17 protein-coding genes are annotated in these 16,228 nt (G+C 35.0%); 4 read left to right on the top strand and 13 right to left on the bottom strand.

Annotated features, from left to right (window positions below; all coding sequences use genetic code 11):
- The first annotated feature begins 1 nt into the window (after position 1).
- Genes IEW94_RS09435 through IEW94_RS09445 form a run of 3 tightly spaced genes read left to right on the top strand, consistent with a single transcriptional unit; the run spans position 2 to position 2,241 of the window.
- Positions 2–751 (top strand): DUF6090 family protein, encoded by a 750-nt coding sequence (locus tag IEW94_RS09435; RefSeq protein WP_188652350.1) that lies wholly within the window; start codon positions 2–4, stop codon positions 749–751.
- Positions 744–1,472, top strand: a complete 729-nt coding sequence (locus IEW94_RS09440; protein WP_188652352.1) for a DUF6090 family protein — start codon at positions 744–746, stop codon at positions 1,470–1,472. Before IEW94_RS09435 ends, IEW94_RS09440 begins: the two co-directional genes overlap by 8 nt.
- A gap of 4 nt (positions 1,473–1,476) precedes the next feature.
- On the top strand, positions 1,477–2,241 hold the full coding sequence (locus tag IEW94_RS09445; protein ID WP_188652354.1) for a DUF6090 family protein: 765 nt from the start codon (positions 1,477–1,479) through the stop codon (positions 2,239–2,241).
- A 19-nt stretch (positions 2,242–2,260) separates the two neighbouring features.
- On the opposite strand, the gene IEW94_RS09450 is transcribed toward IEW94_RS09445, so the two are convergent.
- From IEW94_RS09450 to IEW94_RS09465, 4 genes are all read right to left on the bottom strand, one after another.
- On the bottom strand, positions 2,261–3,007 hold the full coding sequence (locus IEW94_RS09450; protein WP_188652356.1) for a slipin family protein: 747 nt from the start codon (positions 3,005–3,007) through the stop codon (positions 2,261–2,263).
- Between the two features lie 116 nt (positions 3,008–3,123).
- On the bottom strand, positions 3,124–3,699 hold the full coding sequence (locus IEW94_RS09455) for a hypothetical protein (protein ID WP_188652358.1): 576 nt from the start codon (positions 3,697–3,699) through the stop codon (positions 3,124–3,126).
- An 11-nt stretch (positions 3,700–3,710) separates the two neighbouring features.
- On the bottom strand, positions 3,711–5,093 hold the full coding sequence (locus IEW94_RS09460; protein ID WP_188652360.1) for a M20/M25/M40 family metallo-hydrolase: 1,383 nt from the start codon (positions 5,091–5,093) through the stop codon (positions 3,711–3,713).
- A 66-nt stretch (positions 5,094–5,159) separates the two neighbouring features.
- Complete coding sequence (locus IEW94_RS09465) at positions 5,160–6,038, bottom strand: PPK2 family polyphosphate kinase (protein ID WP_188652362.1); 879 nt, start codon at positions 6,036–6,038, stop codon at positions 5,160–5,162.
- 121 nt (positions 6,039–6,159) lie between these two features.
- Here IEW94_RS09465 and IEW94_RS09470 point away from each other — a divergent pair, with 121 nt between their 5' ends.
- The gene (locus IEW94_RS09470) at positions 6,160–6,918 is read left to right on the top strand and encodes a hypothetical protein (protein WP_188652364.1); all 759 of its coding nucleotides are present in this window, start codon (positions 6,160–6,162) and stop codon (positions 6,916–6,918) included.
- Here the strand turns inward: IEW94_RS09470 and IEW94_RS09475 are convergent, their stop codons facing one another.
- The 9 genes from IEW94_RS09475 to IEW94_RS09515 form a co-directional block, all read right to left on the bottom strand.
- The gene (locus IEW94_RS09475) at positions 6,919–8,082 is read right to left on the bottom strand and encodes a sigma-54-dependent transcriptional regulator (RefSeq protein ID WP_188652366.1); all 1,164 of its coding nucleotides are present in this window, start codon (positions 8,080–8,082) and stop codon (positions 6,919–6,921) included.
- A gap of 5 nt (positions 8,083–8,087) precedes the next feature.
- The gene (locus IEW94_RS09480; RefSeq protein WP_188653068.1) at positions 8,088–8,975 is read right to left on the bottom strand and encodes a mechanosensitive ion channel family protein; all 888 of its coding nucleotides are present in this window, start codon (positions 8,973–8,975) and stop codon (positions 8,088–8,090) included.
- A 7-nt stretch (positions 8,976–8,982) separates the two neighbouring features.
- A complete protein-coding gene (locus tag IEW94_RS09485) occupies positions 8,983–10,296 on the bottom strand; it encodes an ABC transporter permease (RefSeq protein WP_188652368.1) in 1,314 nt (437 codons plus the stop codon).
- 2 nt (positions 10,297–10,298) lie between these two features.
- The gene (locus IEW94_RS09490) at positions 10,299–11,225 is read right to left on the bottom strand and encodes an ABC transporter ATP-binding protein (RefSeq protein WP_188652369.1); all 927 of its coding nucleotides are present in this window, start codon (positions 11,223–11,225) and stop codon (positions 10,299–10,301) included.
- A gap of 316 nt (positions 11,226–11,541) precedes the next feature.
- Positions 11,542–12,660 carry a molecular chaperone DnaJ gene (dnaJ, locus tag IEW94_RS09495; protein WP_188652371.1) on the bottom strand — a complete coding sequence of 373 codons (1,119 nt, stop codon included), beginning with the start codon at positions 12,658–12,660 and terminating at the stop codon, positions 11,542–11,544.
- Positions 12,661–12,669: 9 nt separating this feature from the next.
- Positions 12,670–13,224: a nucleotide exchange factor GrpE gene (locus IEW94_RS09500; protein ID WP_188652373.1), complete on the bottom strand. Its 555-nt coding sequence runs from the start codon at positions 13,222–13,224 to the stop codon at positions 12,670–12,672.
- A gap of 235 nt (positions 13,225–13,459) precedes the next feature.
- Complete coding sequence (locus IEW94_RS09505) at positions 13,460–14,965, bottom strand: hypothetical protein (RefSeq protein ID WP_188653090.1); 1,506 nt, start codon at positions 14,963–14,965, stop codon at positions 13,460–13,462.
- Positions 14,966–14,976: 11 nt separating this feature from the next.
- Complete coding sequence (locus IEW94_RS09510) at positions 14,977–15,561, bottom strand: hypothetical protein (RefSeq protein WP_188652375.1); 585 nt, start codon at positions 15,559–15,561, stop codon at positions 14,977–14,979.
- Complete coding sequence (locus IEW94_RS09515) at positions 15,545–16,096, bottom strand: RNA polymerase sigma factor (RefSeq protein ID WP_188652377.1); 552 nt, start codon at positions 16,094–16,096, stop codon at positions 15,545–15,547. Before IEW94_RS09515 ends, IEW94_RS09510 begins: the two co-directional genes overlap by 17 nt.
- Between the last annotated feature and the right edge of the window lie 132 nt (positions 16,097–16,228).

Genomic DNA, 16,228 nt, shown 5'->3' on the forward strand with positions numbered 1-16,228 from the left:
TATGATTAAACTCTTCCGTAATATCCGTAAAAAGCTTATAGCAGAAGGTAAAACAACCAATTACTTAAAATATGCCATTGGTGAAATTGTCCTTGTGGTTATTGGTATTTTAATTGCTTTACAAATAAACAATTGGAACGAAAACAGAAAAAACAGAGCCGAAGAAAAGATAGTGAAAACAAACTTACAGGAAGAATTACTACAAATTCAAAATAATATGCATGTAAAAATCAATCAATTGAATATCAGTAAAAATGCCGTTAAAGAACTGATGGGTCTATTTGGAAAAAGTTCCTCAGAAATTCAAAAAATCAATACAGATAGCCTAATTTATTATAGTCTTACTTGGCCTGAATTTAATCCAAGCAGTAGTGTTTTGAACGATTTGCTTCAATCAGGACGGCTTCATTTAATAACAAATACCCATTTAAGAAACCTGCTCTTTAAGTGGTCCCCCACTATAAAAGAAGCCGAAAGTCAATATAATGAAATGATCAGGTTTAATAATGATAAAGTTTTCGACTATTTGAACAGATATATATCTTTTAAAAATGTTGATAATTACGGAATGGTTTTTTGGAACAAAAAGTCTGTTTTTAAAATTGACCCTTCCTCTTTATTCAGTCAGCTATATTATGAAAATATGCTGGAAGGACAACTGTATTTCTTCACTGCTTCAATAGACAAATTAGATGACATTAATGGATTAATTGATAATATTCTAAAAAACACAAACAAAAAAAATGATTAAATTTTTTAGAAATATTCGAAAAAAACTATTATCAGAAGGCAAAACCACCAACTACGTTAAATACGCCATTGGAGAGATTGTACTAGTTGTTATTGGGATTTTGATTGCGCTCCAAATCAATAATTGGAATGAGCAAAGAAAATACAAAAATCTTGAAGTTTCAATGCTTACAGAGATACGAGCAAGCTTGCAAGAATCACTGCATGAAATAAATGATATGATCCAAAGAAATGAAAAATTTGTTGACAACTATACAATTCTATTAGACCATATCAATAATAACCTACCGTATAATAAGTCTTTAGATTTTTATTTTGGGCAATTAGAACATTGGGTGAGTCCATATTTTAATTATTCCGCATTTGACACTTTAAAAACTTTGGGTGCTGAACTTATATCCAATGACAGTCTTAAAAAAAGAATTATAAGAATGTATGACAGAGACTTAGAGTTTCTGGTAAATGACTATGACAAATCAGAGTGGAATTACTCTACTGCTGTTGTTCATCCATTTTGTTCCAAAAATTTAGAACGCGATATAAAAAATAATAATGCATTCCCAAATGATTATAATAAATTGATGAAAACTGCTGAATTTAAAAACATTGTTACCAGCTTAATTGTAATGCGATCCGATGGTGTTAGAAGAAGTCAGGATTTAAAATCAGAACTTAAAAATCTAATTGAAGGTATTTCAAGAGAAATAGAAAAATTAAATTAAAGCAATGATAAAACTCTTCCGAAATATCCGTAAAAACCTTCTCAAAGAAGGCAAAACCACCAACTACCTAAAATACGCCATTGGTGAAATTGTTCTCGTGGTCATTGGGATTTTGATTGCTTTACAGGTAAACAACTGGAACCAAAAAACAAAAGACCATCACTTGGGCAAGGATTTTTTATTCAGAATTCATCGTGATATCGTTCAAGACACCATTAATTTTAGAAGCATAATCACTTCAAATAAAGCTTTGCGAGAAGATATTAAAAGGGCGCTTGATACAATATATCATGGTATTGACAATATAAAGCAAGTTAAATACATCGGCGCGATTTATGACAAAGCTTTAGACCAAGTGTTTTCTCCAAATGACAACACCTACAGGGGCATGGTCAGTTCAGGGACTTTGGGACTGATTCAAAATTTGGAGTTAAAAGATGAAATCATTGATCTGTATAGTGAATATGATCAAAAAAGTGCTTTATTTTCTGGAATAGGCCAATGGATGATTACGGTTGCCACAGCAGAAACCATACAAACAGATTTTTTGAAATTTAATGATGGTGTTTCAGATATTTTTACATCACCAGACATGCTTAATGAACAAGATTATGCCTTTTTAAATGACAAAAACGATCCAAGGTTTAAAATGTTTGTAAAAGCCATTGCTGCAACCGCTTTTAATCAAAGTGCCAGCAATGGCTATTATCAAGAATTAATACATAGCTGCGAAAGGGTTCTCCAACATATTGATGAAGAATTAAAATAAATCATCCTATAATAATCTACTATTCTTGTTTTTTCCCTTTTCGTCTAGGCAAAGCTTCTTCTGGGAATGGGAACAAAATGGTTGAGTTTTTCTCAGCCGCTATGTTAGACAAGGTTTGGTATAATCTTAATTTAATTGCTGATGGCGACTGATCGATCAACTTACCTGCTTCCAATAGCTTACCGGCAGCTTGTTCTTCAGCCAATGCCAAAATAATTTTGGCTCGTCTATTGCGTTCCGCCTCGGCTTGATTGGCCATCATACGACGCATATTTTCAGGTAATTGTATGTCTTTTATCTTAACATCAATAATTTCAATGCCCCAGTGGTTGGTTTCGTGTTCTACAATCTTTTTTATGTTTTTTCCCATTTCCTCACGTTTGGACAAAATGGTATCCAACTCTACTTTACCGCACACATCTCTTAAGGCTGCTTGGGATAGTTGTGTAATGGCATATTTGTATTCCTCAACTTCCAGAACGGCTTTTTCTGGATTCGTTATTTTAAAAAACACAACACCATCAATACTACATGGCACGTTATCTTCAGTCATCACTTCTTGAGATATAATATTTATGGTAATAACCCGAATATCAACCACTTGAATGGTTTCTATAAACGGTATGATCCATTTAAAACCAGGTTTAAGTGTATGCACATATTTACCGAACCTAAATTTTAGAGCACGTTTATATTCAAAAATGATGCGTATTCCGGATAGTAGAAATAAAGCCACAATAATAAAGAAAAGCATGATGGGATTCATAATAGTATGATTTTAGTTAGACAACACAATTGTCTAAAAAGGTCTTATTTTAAAGTCACATAAAAAATGACTTTTATCATACTAAAAATTAAAATATTAGTTGGAATTAGAATAGATCAGTTTTTAACCTTTCCAGTAAAGACACTGGCTTTTGAATTATAAGGATTTCCAGAGCTTCGCCTAAAGGAAACAATTTGTCCACAATGCCAAACCGCATCTTCAATAGGACCATTAAGATTGTTCCAAAACGGGAATTCACGCGTTCCGAAAATCAATTTGAACTGGGAAATATCATCAGACGTTCTCAATATATCCGCAGCTGTTTTTATGTTCTGTAGGGTTTGCTTTCGCTTTTCTTCAAAAGACATTTCAAGACTTTGATTATTATTGTCATTTGATTTTTTAAGTGTCGCATTAACAATCACTTGAGACAATCCATAAATATGGTCAATGGTCTCAGCAGTGGTACGTGCCATATCATTAGGCCTAAAAGCCAAATCTTCAATGCGCAAGCCTTCAGTAGCCCAATAATATCTAAAACCCAAACCGTCCAGCATGCGTGCTGCTACTGAACCTGCTGTAAAGCTTTCAGGATAATCAGGGATTTCATAATATGGCAATTCTGTTTTCAACTTGGTTTGTGATTGCATTCCAAAACTAATAAAAACCAATAGTAATACGAACTGCTTCATGCTAAATTAAATTACTTAATTCCGTATTTATCAACTAAATACAGTAAAGACGCCATGGTGGCTGTTCCTAATTCAAGCTCGCGTTTATCAATAGCATCAAACGTGTCATTACTGGCATGATGATAGTCAAAATACCGTTGTGGGTCTGGAAATAAACCAGCTAGAACTGTGGTTCCATTTTTTAAATGTCCCACATCTGCTCCTGATTCGCCTTTTTCAAAATAATGGATTAAATAAGGTTTAAACAACGGCTCCCATTGGGCTATGTTACCAAATTGTGCATCGTTACAATCAAATGAAAACCCTCTTGGTGTAAATCCTCCTGAATCACTTTCCAAAGCAAAAATGTGATTTTCATTATTGCGTTTGGCTTCTTCAGCATATTTTGTTCCACCCCGTGATCCATTTTCCTCATTCATAAACAAGACCACTCTGATAGTGCGTTTGGGTTTAATCCCCAATTCCTTAAATAATCTCAGTACATCCATTGATTGCACAACACCAACACCGTCATCATGAGCACCATCTCCCAAATCCCAAGAATCTAAATGGCCCCCAACAACCATATACTCATCAGGAAATTGACTGCCCGTAATTTGCCCAATCACGTTGTAAGACTGTACATCATTGAACTGTTTACAGTTTTGCTTAAAATAAAACTTAATGTTGTCATCAAGCTTTAACATAGTGCTTAACAATTCCGCATCATTAGTACTTATCGCAGCAGCTGGAATGCGTTTGCTTTCTGGCAAATCACGATAGCTCATATTTCCAGTGTGGGGCAGATCATCCAATCGTGAATTTAACGATCTGACTATCACACCAACCGCACCATATTTTGAAGCTTCAAAAGCTCCTTGCCTCCGTTGGTCTCCTGCTTTGCCATAAGCATCAAACGGGTTTATCAAATCGGTCTGCATGGGCCTATTATAAAATACAATTTTTCCTTCAATACCAGCTGTTCCCAATGCTGCCAACTGTTCAAAATCATGAACTTCAACAATATTGGCCTTAACACCCAAAGCTGGCGTTGGCACAGAACCGCCAAGTGCACAAATATTAACACTGGTTGTTTTTCCAGCGGCACTTTCAATATATGCATATTCTTTGGCTCCACGAACCCATTTGGGCACCATAACCGGTTGCAACCAAACTCTGTCCAAGCCCAATTTATCAAGTTCTTCTTTTGTCCATGTCACGGCTCTTTCTGCTCCTAAAGAACCTGACAATCTACTACCTATTTGCTTAGTCAGATATTCAAGCCACTCATAACTTTTTCCATTAGTTAATGATGTGTGGTATATATCCTTGATGACTGTTTCATCAGTTTGGGAACTGACAGTGTTTGAAAAAGCCAATAACACTATTAAAATGAATAGTTTGTGAATGTGCATGCAATATTTTTAATTTCAAATATACCTTTTAATATGAGATTAAAATCCAAAAGAAATCATAAAAAACTACTCACTTTTAAGCTGTTCTTTATAACTTTTAATATTTGCTTTAATCTCATCATCAAGCTCAGGTTCTTGAATATCATCATGATTGCTTAAGGTGTCATACATAATTTTTGCAACAATATATCTGGCCGTTGACTTATCATCAGCAGGAATATTGTACCAAGGGGCATGCGGTTTAGACGTTCTATTGATGGCGTCTTCATAACATTCTTGGTAAGTATCCCATAGCTTACGCTCTTTGAGGTCACCTGGTGAAAATTTCCAGTTTTTTTCCTGTTTGTCCAATCTGCGAAGCAATCGGTGTTTTTGTTCGTCTTTTGACAGGTTTAAAAAGAATTTAAAAATGATGGTGCCACTTTCAGCAATATGCTTTTCAAAATTGTTGATCTGTTCAAACCGTTTTTCCCAAAAAGCATCATTAATGTCTTCTACAGAATGTATGGTTGGAATATTCTCTGAAAGAATATACCCAGGATGCACACGCGTTACCAACACGTTTTCATAATGTGTTCTATTAAAAACACCAAACTTTCCGCGCGCAGGAAGTGCAATATAATGACGCCACAAATAATCGTGTTTTAACTCCAGTTCAGTAGGAACTTTAAAGCTATGCACCACAACACCTCTGGCATTAAAATCTTTAAATACCTCACGAATCAAGCTGTCTTTTCCAGCGGTATCCATGCCCTGCAAACACACCAGAACAGCATATTTGCCTTGCGCGTACATGGTATCTTGAAGTTTTCCTAATTTTTTTCTAACGGATTCCAATGCTTTATCTATCTTTTTTTCAGAAACCCCTAAATCAAAATTTGTTTTTGAGTTTTTTAAAGAAATTGTACTTGTTACTTTAAAATCACTATGATCTATATCTATCATATCCTTTTTTATTAATTATCAGTAAATATAATAAAACAATAATTTCGATGAAATGTTAAGCCTCTATTAAGTATTTTTATACATTTGGCGCACCTACTTATTAATTAACAACCCAAACACCATGAAAAAACAATACGTTTTTATTTTATTCTTTCTTATTTTTTTGAAATTCCAATGCCAGACTAATTGCTCTCAAGCTGATTCTGATATCATTTATGCATACTCAGATGTTAAGACTTCTTATGAAGCCAATAACATTTCTCACTTAAAGGAATACGCCTATAGATCATTAAAAGCGTTTGAACGCGCCAAACCCAAATTGAAAGATTGTGGCTGTGAGACTTCTTACAACAATGCATATGATGCTGCAGAATTATTAGCTAAGGTAGAAGATGCAGAAACGTTTGAAGATGGTCGTTTTTTTGTAAAAAGAGCCAGGGATATTGCCAAACAATGCATTATTGAATTGGACAAATGTACCGCTGCAGAACAAGTGAAGCAACCAGATGATAATAGTGATGATAACAATAATGACTTAGCACAGTTACAAGACCAGCAAGCCAAACTAAAACAGCAACAAATGGAGCTGAAACTTAAGGAACAAGAAATTAAACTTAAACTGGCAGAACAAAAGGAAAAAGAATTGACATTACAAAAAGAACAACTGATCAGTCAATATAACACAGCCATTTCCTCAAGTATAAAAAATTATAATGACCTATTAAAAATGTGTGGTTGTAACCATACAATGAGTAACCCAAATAGCAATTCCAATACTTTAACATCCAAAAGTATTGAGGAAATCAAAATCTATTATTTAAATAATCTTAAAGAATTGACTACAAGCTACTTATCCTATTTAAATAGTTGTAGCAACTAATTACTTTGAAGCGAACATTTTAACATCATTTTCGGTGACCTCTTTATCTCCTAAAATAATTAAACGCTCTACCACATTGCGTAATTCCCTAATGTTTCCGGTCCAGTCATAATCCTGCAATAACTTAATGGCTTTGGGAGTAAACACCTTTTTGGCAGTTCCGTGTTCACTGGCGATTTTTTCGGCAAAATGATCAATAAGCAACGGAATATCGTCTCTTCTGTCGTTTAGAGCAGGTACTTGAATTAAAATAACGGCCAATCTATGGTATAAATCCTCCCTAAACCGTCCTGCTTCAATTTCCTTTTTTAAATCCTTGTTGGTAGCAGCAATAACACGAACATTAACCTTGATATCTTTATCACTACCTACTCGTTGAATTTTATTTTCTTGAAGGGCGCGTAAAACCTTGGCTTGCGCAGACAGACTCATATCCCCTATTTCATCTAAAAAAATAGTGCCTTGGTTGGCAGCTTCAAATTTACCAGCTCTGTCTTTTACAGCGCTTGTAAAGGCACCTTTTATATGACCAAACAATTCACTTTCAATCAGTTCACTTGGTATAGCAGCACAGTTTACCTCAATCATAGGGCCATTGGCGCGCTCACTTTTTTGGTGTAACCAATGGGCTACCAGTTCTTTTCCTGTTCCATTGGAACCAGTGATGAGAACCCGAGCATCGGTTTGGGCCACCTTCTCAATCATATCCTTAATTTGGGAAATAGCGGGACTCTCTCCTATCATCTCAAAATTCTTGCTTACTTTCTTTTTGAGCAGTTTATTTTCCACAACCAGTTCCTTTCTGTCCAAAGCATTCCTGACCGTATTGAGCAGCCTATTTAAATCCGGTGGTTTTGATATGTAGTCAAAAGCTCCCATACGCATAGTATTTACAGCCGTGTCTAAATCACCATGGCCAGAAATCATGACAATAGGTATTTCGGGTTTTATTTTTTTGACGGCTTCCAAGACTTCAACGCCATCCATTTTAGGCATTTTGATATCGCATAGCACCAAATCAAAATCATCCTTTTTTATTTTTTCAATTCCTTCCAAACCATCTCCAGCTTCTTCAACATCATACGTGTCACTTTCTTCTGAAAGAATTTTGACAAGTACGCGCCTAATGGCTGCTTCATCTTCTACAATTAATATTTTCGGCATCTTTTTTAACTTTTATTTTGAAAAATATGAACATCCCTTTGTGGGAATGGAATGGTGATATTGTTTTCCCTAAATAATCTATCTATCTCAAAACGAATATCACTTTTAGGATTGTTGGCATTGAAACTGTCTCCCAAAGTAAAAATGACCCTGAAATTCAATGAGCTATCTCCAAAATCCATAAACTGTACAATCGTTTCTGCAGGGTCGATGATTTCAGGATGAGAATTAGCTGCCTCAAGCAGTAATTTTTTAACCAATTGCACGTCACTTCCATATGCAACACCTACGGTTACACTCTCTCTTGTAGTGGTTCCGTTTTGGGTCCAGTTAAATAAACTATTGGTAAGATATAAGTGGTTTGGAATAACCAACACCCTATTATCTATGGTAACCGCACGGGTTGTTCTAAGTTTTATTTCCTCTACACGTCCCACTTTGCCATCAATTTCTATAATATCCCCAACATGAACTGTTTGGTCAACAAGAATAAAGACTCCGGATATGATATCTTGAAAGAGCGTTTGAAGCGCCAAACCAACACCAATCAATAAGGCTGCAGAGGCTGCAAAAACGGCTGTTACGTCAATACCGATTGAGTCCATAACAATCAGCAGCACTATTAAATAAATAAGCCATCGTGCAAACGAAAACACCGTTACAAATTTAACCTTGTCTTCTTCTGGCATTCTTCGTGTCAACAGTTTTCTGCCCCACCTGAGCAAAAATGAAGTAGCCATTAAAATTATCAGAATCAAAAGAACATAGCCAATGGTTATTTCAATGGTATGCTTAGCATTTTCATAGACAACAATGTCTAAAAACTTGACAAACTTTTCCCAAAGAGAACTTTCAGAAATGACATTTTCAATTTTATCTAAATCCTGAGTCATCATTATTTTAATATTTTATCCACTTAATCAACTCTTTATAAGTTGGTTTTTTACCATACATCAAAATACCGACCCTGTATATTTTTGCTGCAAACCAAACGGTTAGCATAAAGGTACCCAATAAAATCAATAACGACAGTATTTGTTGCCATATCGGAACACCAAACGGAATCCGCATAAGCATGACAACAGGTGAGGTAAACGGAATAAATGAAAATACAGTTGATACCGTTCCATGCGGATCTTCAATAACCGTAAAAAAACCTATATAAACTGCCAACATTAAAGGCATCAAAACCGGTAACACAAACTGTTGCGTATCAGTTTCATTATCAACTGCGGCACCAATGGCAGCATATAGTGAACTGTACAATAAATACCCACAGATAAAAAACACGATAAACGCAATGATTAAATTAGCAATTGGAAGATGATAAAAAGCTGCTAACACGTCTTGAATTTGCATGTTCATTTCTGGATTTTCCATAGCTTGCTGCATCATTTGTTGGTTAGGTGATTGCATATGCCCCATATCAATTCCAAAAATTGCCGATGCCACAAAAAGCAAACTACCACCAATTATCAACCAAATGACAAATTGTGTGATTCCTGCCAATGAAGTACCTATGATTTTTCCCAACATCAACTGAATAGGTTTTACAGATGATATAATAACCTCAATAATACGGCTTGTTTTTTCTTCTATAACACTTCGCATGATCATGTTACCGTATATTATAATGAACATGAACAACAAATAACCTGCCAATCCACCAAAAACAAGTTTAACAACACTGTCAATTTTTGAGGTCTTTTCGCCTTCAAAACTTTCTTGTACAATATTTATTTTTGTTTTTGCGGCTTCAATCATACCTATATCAACACCTTTGTTTTGAAGTTTTAGGTTCTCTAATCGCTTTTCAATTTTAGATTCTAAATTTGAAATGACCGATAGTGATGGTGAATCTTCTGAATAGAACTTTATATGACCAGATACCGAATCAACATTATTTAATTTGTCAATGTGCAACAAGCCATAAGATTCTGTTTGCTTAACCAATTCCTCGGCATCTTTTAGAGACATATTCTCCAAGATATTATAAGAAATATGGTCGCCATTTTTAAACACATCTTGTATCATGCCAGATTCATCTAAAACCGAGATAACACGTTCCTTTTCTTCATTTAATTGTGACAGATAGGCAACCAAAGAAAAGAGTCCAATCATAAGAATAGGACTTAGTATGGTCATAACAATAAAGGACTTATTTTTAACCTTGGTTACATATTCTCGTTTTATAATTAACCGTAAATGATTCATAATCAGTTATTCTGTATTGTTTGAATAAAAATATCGTTCACACTTGGTATCAACTCTACAAAATGGGATACCTCACCATGATTGCACAAAAAGCTCAATAAATCATTGGGCTTGTCATTATCAGATAATTTGATGTTTAGCTTTAACTCATTACCCAAAGATTTAAAATTGGCCGAGGAAACTTGAAATTTTTCTGACAGTTCCTGTTCCAAAACATCTTGCTTTTTGGTTGAGATACCTACCTCAAACGTATTGGTTTTAAATTGTCTTTTAATATCAATTAATTTGCCGTCCAATATTTTGTTTGATTTGTTTATCAAGGTAATTTCATCACATAGTTCTTCTACGGATTCCATTCTATGTGTTGAAAAAATAACCGTGGCGCCGTCTTCCCTTAATTTTAAAATTTCGTCTTTTATTAAATTGGCGTTTATAGGATCGAACCCAGAAAAAGGTTCATCAAAAATCAATAATTTAGGTTGGTGCAAAACGGTTACCACAAACTGGATTTTTTGTGCCATTCCTTTTGAGAGCTCTTGAATTTTTTTATGCCACCAATCGCCAATATCCAATCTGTCAAACCAATATTTTAAACGCGCCTTTGCTTCATTGTGGCTCAATCCCTTTAATTGTGCCAAATATAAGGCTTGCTCCCCTACTTTCATGGATTTGTACAGCCCACGCTCTTCAGGCAAATAACCTATATCTTTGATATGAAGCGGATTTAAAGGTTCGCCATCAAGAAAAACATGCCCAGAGTCGGGCATCGTGATTTGGTTAATAATTCTGATAAGTGTTGTTTTTCCCGCACCATTTGGTCCTAATAACCCAAAAATACTACCTTTTGGAACCGAAATAGATACGTTATTGAGAGCAGTAAATGATCCAAAATTTTTAGAAACTCCTTGGACTTCTAATATGTTACCCATTCTTAATTTTTATTGTCAATTGTGTAAATATATTAAATGTTGCTTATTAACATTTATAATAAAATGATAAAAGTTCACAAAAGATTGTGAGGTATTATATACCAAGTATTTAAAAAAACCAATAGCCTAAAAAACAAAACCCACCCTTAAAAAAATTAAGGATGGGAAAAAAATTGCTATGAAAAAGAAAATATCACTAATAAATTAGTGATAACCCAAATATAGTATTTTTTATTAAATAATTAATAAAAGAACACTATAACTTTTAGTGACAAGGGCATTTCTTAGGAAGAAACGTTCTAAAAAAAGAACCTTCTTAAGAAAACATATCTTTTACTTTTTCAAAAAATGATTTATCTGTACTTTCTGGCTTTGGAGTAAAATGCTCATCCTCACGCATGCTTTCAAAAAACTCCCGTTGTTCTTTATTTAATGTTTTAGGTGTCCACACATTTACATGAACCAACAAATCTCCTTTACCATAGCCATTGATACTTGGAATACCTTTTCCGCGTAATCTCAATATCTTACCAGACTGCACGCCAGGTTCTATTTTGATCCTAACTTTACCTGTAACCGTGTCAATTTCTTCTGAAGTTCCTAATATGGCATTTGGCAGACTAACATATAAATCGTAATGCAGGTTATCCCCCTCACGCTGTAATGTTGCGTGCGCTTCTTCTTCTATGGCTACCAAAAGATCACCAGGAACACCATTTCCTGGGGCATCATTTCCTTTACCCGCTACCTTAAGTTGCATGCCATCTACAACGCCCGCTGGGATTTTTATTGAAACGGTTTCTTCAACTACTTTCAATCCTTGTGCGTCAGCATCGGCTGGCTTTTTATCAATAATTTGTCCGGCTCCTCCACAAACATTACACGTAGTAGCCGTTTGCATTCTGCCTAAAATAGTATTGGTAATTCTGGTTACCTGACCGCTACCATTACAGGTTGTACATGTTTTGTAGGTAGTTCCTTTGGCTTGGGCTTTACGTCTTACCTTGATTTTTTTCTCAACACCATTTGCAATCTCTTCCAACGTCAATTTTACCCGGATCCTTAGATTGCTTCCTTTAACCCGACGCTGGCCACCGCCACCGCCAAAACCTGAGAAACCACCGCCACCAAAAGCGCCCCCAAAAATATCACCAAACTGACTGAAGATGTCATCCATGTTCATATGATGACCGCCATATCTGCCTCCATTCTCAAAGGCCTGGTGACCAAATTGGTCATAGCGTGCTTTTTTGTCAGGATTACTTAAAACCTCATATGCCTCGGCAGCTTCCTTAAATTTGGCTTCGGCCTCTTTGTCGTTTGGGTTTTTATCCGGATGGTATTTAATAGCCATCTTTCTGTAAGCCTTCTTTATTTCTTCTGGTGAGGCACCTTTATTTATGCCTAAAATATCGTAAAAGTCTCTCTTTGCCATGTAAATGTCTTATTGTCCGATAACTACTTTGGGGAAACGAATTATTTTATCTCCCAAAGTATAACCTTTTTCAACAACGTCTATGATTTTTCCTTTTAAATCCTCTGAAGGAGCAGGTATTTGCGTGATAGCCTCATGGTTATCAGCATTAAAAACGTCCCCGCTTTTTATCTTGATAGGTGCAAGTCCTTTTTGTTCCAATGTTGATTTTAGTTTGTTGCTAATTAACTCAACACCTTTTAAAAGGTCCTTTTCCTTTGTTTTGGAAATTTCTGCATAAGCCCTGTCAAAATCATCCAGAACAGGTAACAAGGCTTTCATAACATCCTCGTTGGCTGTTTTAAAAAGCTCTATGCGTTCTTTTGAGGTGCGCCTTTTATAATTTTCAAATTCGGCAAACAACCTTAAAAATTTATCTTTTTCTTGCTTGAGTTCATTCTGCAATTTCTCCTCTAAAGATTGCTCCTCACTTTGTTGCGCTTCTGCTTCAACAGTTTCCGTTTCATTTTGAACACTTTCAAGCTGTTCCTTTTCTATATCTTCTTTTTTGTCTTTTTTACTCATTGTCATACTTTAATTAATGCAAAACACAAGTTGGTTGGCAAAAGTACTGCCATTATTATAAAAATGTCAAAATGTCATTAACTTTTTTTTAATTTTTATTTGAACAGAAGTGCCTTTAAAACAAAAAAGAACTTTGGATTAAGTTCTAATAGGAATTTTTAATAAAATATTTATGTCTCGCCAATGATTGCAAGGCTTCCTTTTACATAGGAATTTTTGTGTGTTACAGAAAATTTTATTTCATGGCAACATTACTGTATTTGGCGTTGACAACAATGGTTTTTGAATTGCTTAAATTGCCAATTGAAAAGCTGGTAGCATTATCTTTTGTGGTTTTTTTGGGGTGTGAAAAACGAGATTTTGATCCTTTGTATTGCAAACTATAATCCACTTTAGGAATCGCTATAACAGCATCACTGTTTTGAAGGGTTACGTTTAAATTGGTGAAGGCATCATCTATCTTTAAAATTTCCAAATCGCCAATACTGCCATCAATGATAGCATTGTTTATTAAATTATTTATTTTTATGTTGGAAGAGTTTGAGGTCAGCATCAATCGTTTCACATTATCTATCTCTGCATCTTTAACATAATTTAAGTTGAGGGATCCCAAATTCCAGTTGGTTACCAACACCGGTGAATAGGAAGCATTAATGGAAGTGTTACTTCCATTAATGCTCGTAGCTATAAATTTGGTGTGAGACAGATCGGCTTTAAGATTATCTATATTGGACGCAAATTTAAGTTCACCATATTTTACATTAACCTTTACCTTGGTGTCTTTTGGCATTCTAATTTTGATTGTTTTTTTAACTTTTGGATTAGTGCCACTATGAATCATTTTTTCAATTTTGGCACGTCTCTCATCCGCTAGTTTGGCACGCTCATCAGCCATTTTTGCTCTTTCTTCAGCAAGCTTTCCATAAAGCTCTTGTCGTTCTTCTAAATGTTTGCTTCGCTCCTCAAGTTGCTTGGCTCTTTCTTCCATTTGTTTGGCATATCGCTCACCCCATTCTTCAATTTTTTTGCCATTTTTTTCTTCCCATTCCTTGCTGAATTTTTCTCCCCAGGCTTCCATTTCCTTACCGTACTTCTCGTTCCATTCTTTTCCAAATTTCTCGCCCCAAGCTTCCATTTTCTTGGCATATTCTTCACCAAAGGTAGATTCAAAATCTTTTGACCATTGCTTCATATACTCATCACCATTCTTCTTATAGGCATCATAGTCAAAATGGATATTGCTAATTCCCGCAGGCAATTCTGGTAATTCAGGCATCTCGGGCATTTCGGGCAATTCCGGTATTTCAGGGACTTCTGGAATTTCAAAATCTATTTCAGGCAAATCTGCCAATTCAAATTTCAGCTCTTCCAACACGGCTCTGTAGGCATCTTCATCACCTGGATTATGTCTGTAAGCCCAAGCAACCTGTGCATTGCCTCTAGTAGAAATTGAAACCGAGTTTTTTGTAGCATCTACATCTACGTTCCAATTTTTTAATGCGTCTTGCATCTCTTCTTTTGAAAGATTATCACCTTCAATATAGGCTTCTACTTCAATAACATCTTTATTCCAAGTATCAAAAATGATATTACAATGACTGGTGTTTAAATCTAAGGTAACATCTTTGTTAACCTTAATACTTTGTGACACTTTGGTTAATTTTTGTTGTGCCAAAACACTTGTGGCAATAAAAATCATGCCTATATATAGTGTTTGTTTTAATATAGAAAACTGTTTCATTTTTTGATTTTTTAGATTGATTGTGAGGCTTCATCACTTTGCGTGTCTGAAGCACTGAATTCTTTTAATTGTTCTCGTAATCGGTATAATAGGTTTAATCGAAATTTTAAATTATCTATCAAGGCGTTTACTGTTAATTCTGTTGGCCCATTTTCAGTTAGTTCAACCGACAAGCGCTGGTATTCTTTGTTAAGTTCATCCAATTGCTGAAGATATCCGTCAAAAAGATCCTTGGTTTCGGGCGTGTATTTCATTTTGGACAACTCCAAATTAATACTGGCCAAATAATAATCTTCAACTTTTTTAAGCGCCGGAGACACATCGCCCAATGTTTTGGTTGTAACCGTTTTTGTGGCGGCTACATTGGTTTCTGGGACAATCGTGCTTGAAGGCCCATAATATTTATATGTGCCATAGCCTAAACCGATTAACAAAACAATACTGGCAGCTATCCTCAACCCATTAAAGCTTGACTTATTTTTAACCGGTAATGCTTTGTCTAGCTTATCAAGAAACCTGCTCTGGTGATTGTCTGGCATTATTTCATGACTAACATGTTGTGCTTCCTTGAACAACTCTCTAATATCTTGTGCCATTTTTTTTAAGTGTTAACAGTTCTTGTAATTTTACTTTTCCTCTAGATAATTGTGTTCTTGATGCTATTTCCGAAATGTTCAAAATCTCTGAAATCTCTTGATGATCGTAGCCTTCTATTAAATATAACATCAATACATATTGATATTTGTCGGGCAACTTTTCAATAGCTTTTTTTACATCGTCAATTGTAACAGCATCATCTACCAACCATTTGTCATCGTCATCAGTATCAATCACTTTTAGGTGCACCTCCTCTAAATCAACTAAACGTTGCTTTTTGGATTTTAAAAAATCGACACTCTTGTTGACAACAATACGTTTTAACCAAGCGCCAAAAGTAACCTCTGCCTTGTATTGGTGCAATTTGGTAAACGCTTTAATAAACGCTTCTTGCACAACATCCTCGGCATCATGAGCATCCTTTAAAAACCGTTTGGCAACAATATACATACCATCGCAGTACTGGTTGTATAACTGCAATTGTGCCTTCCGATTGTTTTGTTTACATTGCTCAATAATGTCAACTTGAAACATGCTAATGCTACTTTTGGTTTTAGTTAGTTCATTTTAAAAGACGATGAAAAAAATAGAGTGTTGCAAAATTTAATTTATTTTTTTTAATTCATACCAAAATTTTATAAAACTACGTTAAGTATTTTCTGTATC

Origin of the sequence: Yeosuana aromativorans (genome assembly GCF_014646655.1) — a bacterium.
Taxonomy (GTDB): domain Bacteria; phylum Bacteroidota; class Bacteroidia; order Flavobacteriales; family Flavobacteriaceae; genus Yeosuana; species Yeosuana aromativorans.

Bases quoted from the DNA above. Each gene is read 5' to 3' on its own strand.
- IEW94_RS09455 (WP_188652358.1), bottom strand. From the start codon at position 3,699: ATGAAGCAGTTCGTATTACTATTGGTTTTTATTAGTTTTGGAATGCAA.
- IEW94_RS09445 (WP_188652354.1), top strand. From the start codon at position 1,477: ATGATAAAACTCTTCCGAAATATCCGTAAAAACCTTCTCAAAGAAGGC.
- IEW94_RS09500 (WP_188652373.1), bottom strand. From the start codon at position 13,224: ATGAGTAAAAAAGACAAAAAAGAAGATATAGAAAAGGAACAGCTTGAA.
- IEW94_RS09450 (WP_188652356.1), bottom strand. From the start codon at position 3,007: ATGAATCCCATCATGCTTTTCTTTATTATTGTGGCTTTATTTCTACTA.
- IEW94_RS09505 (WP_188653090.1), bottom strand. From the start codon at position 14,965: ATGAAACAGTTTTCTATATTAAAACAAACACTATATATAGGCATGATT.
- IEW94_RS09475 (WP_188652366.1), bottom strand. From the start codon at position 8,082: ATGCCGAAAATATTAATTGTAGAAGATGAAGCAGCCATTAGGCGCGTA.
- IEW94_RS09460 (WP_188652360.1), bottom strand. From the start codon at position 5,093: ATGCACATTCACAAACTATTCATTTTAATAGTGTTATTGGCTTTTTCA.
- IEW94_RS09440 (WP_188652352.1), top strand. From the start codon at position 744: ATGATTAAATTTTTTAGAAATATTCGAAAAAAACTATTATCAGAAGGC.
- IEW94_RS09480 (WP_188653068.1), bottom strand. From the start codon at position 8,975: ATGACTCAGGATTTAGATAAAATTGAAAATGTCATTTCTGAAAGTTCT.
- IEW94_RS09470 (WP_188652364.1), top strand. From the start codon at position 6,160: ATGAAAAAACAATACGTTTTTATTTTATTCTTTCTTATTTTTTTGAAA.
- IEW94_RS09485 (WP_188652368.1), bottom strand. From the start codon at position 10,296: ATGAATCATTTACGGTTAATTATAAAACGAGAATATGTAACCAAGGTT.
- IEW94_RS09465 (WP_188652362.1), bottom strand. From the start codon at position 6,038: ATGATAGATATAGATCATAGTGATTTTAAAGTAACAAGTACAATTTCT.
- dnaJ (WP_188652371.1), bottom strand. From the start codon at position 12,660: ATGGCAAAGAGAGACTTTTACGATATTTTAGGCATAAATAAAGGTGCC.
- IEW94_RS09515 (WP_188652377.1), bottom strand. From the start codon at position 16,096: ATGTTTCAAGTTGACATTATTGAGCAATGTAAACAAAACAATCGGAAG.
- IEW94_RS09435 (WP_188652350.1), top strand. From the start codon at position 2: ATGATTAAACTCTTCCGTAATATCCGTAAAAAGCTTATAGCAGAAGGT.
- IEW94_RS09490 (WP_188652369.1), bottom strand. From the start codon at position 11,225: ATGGGTAACATATTAGAAGTCCAAGGAGTTTCTAAAAATTTTGGATCA.
- IEW94_RS09510 (WP_188652375.1), bottom strand. From the start codon at position 15,561: ATGGCACAAGATATTAGAGAGTTGTTCAAGGAAGCACAACATGTTAGT.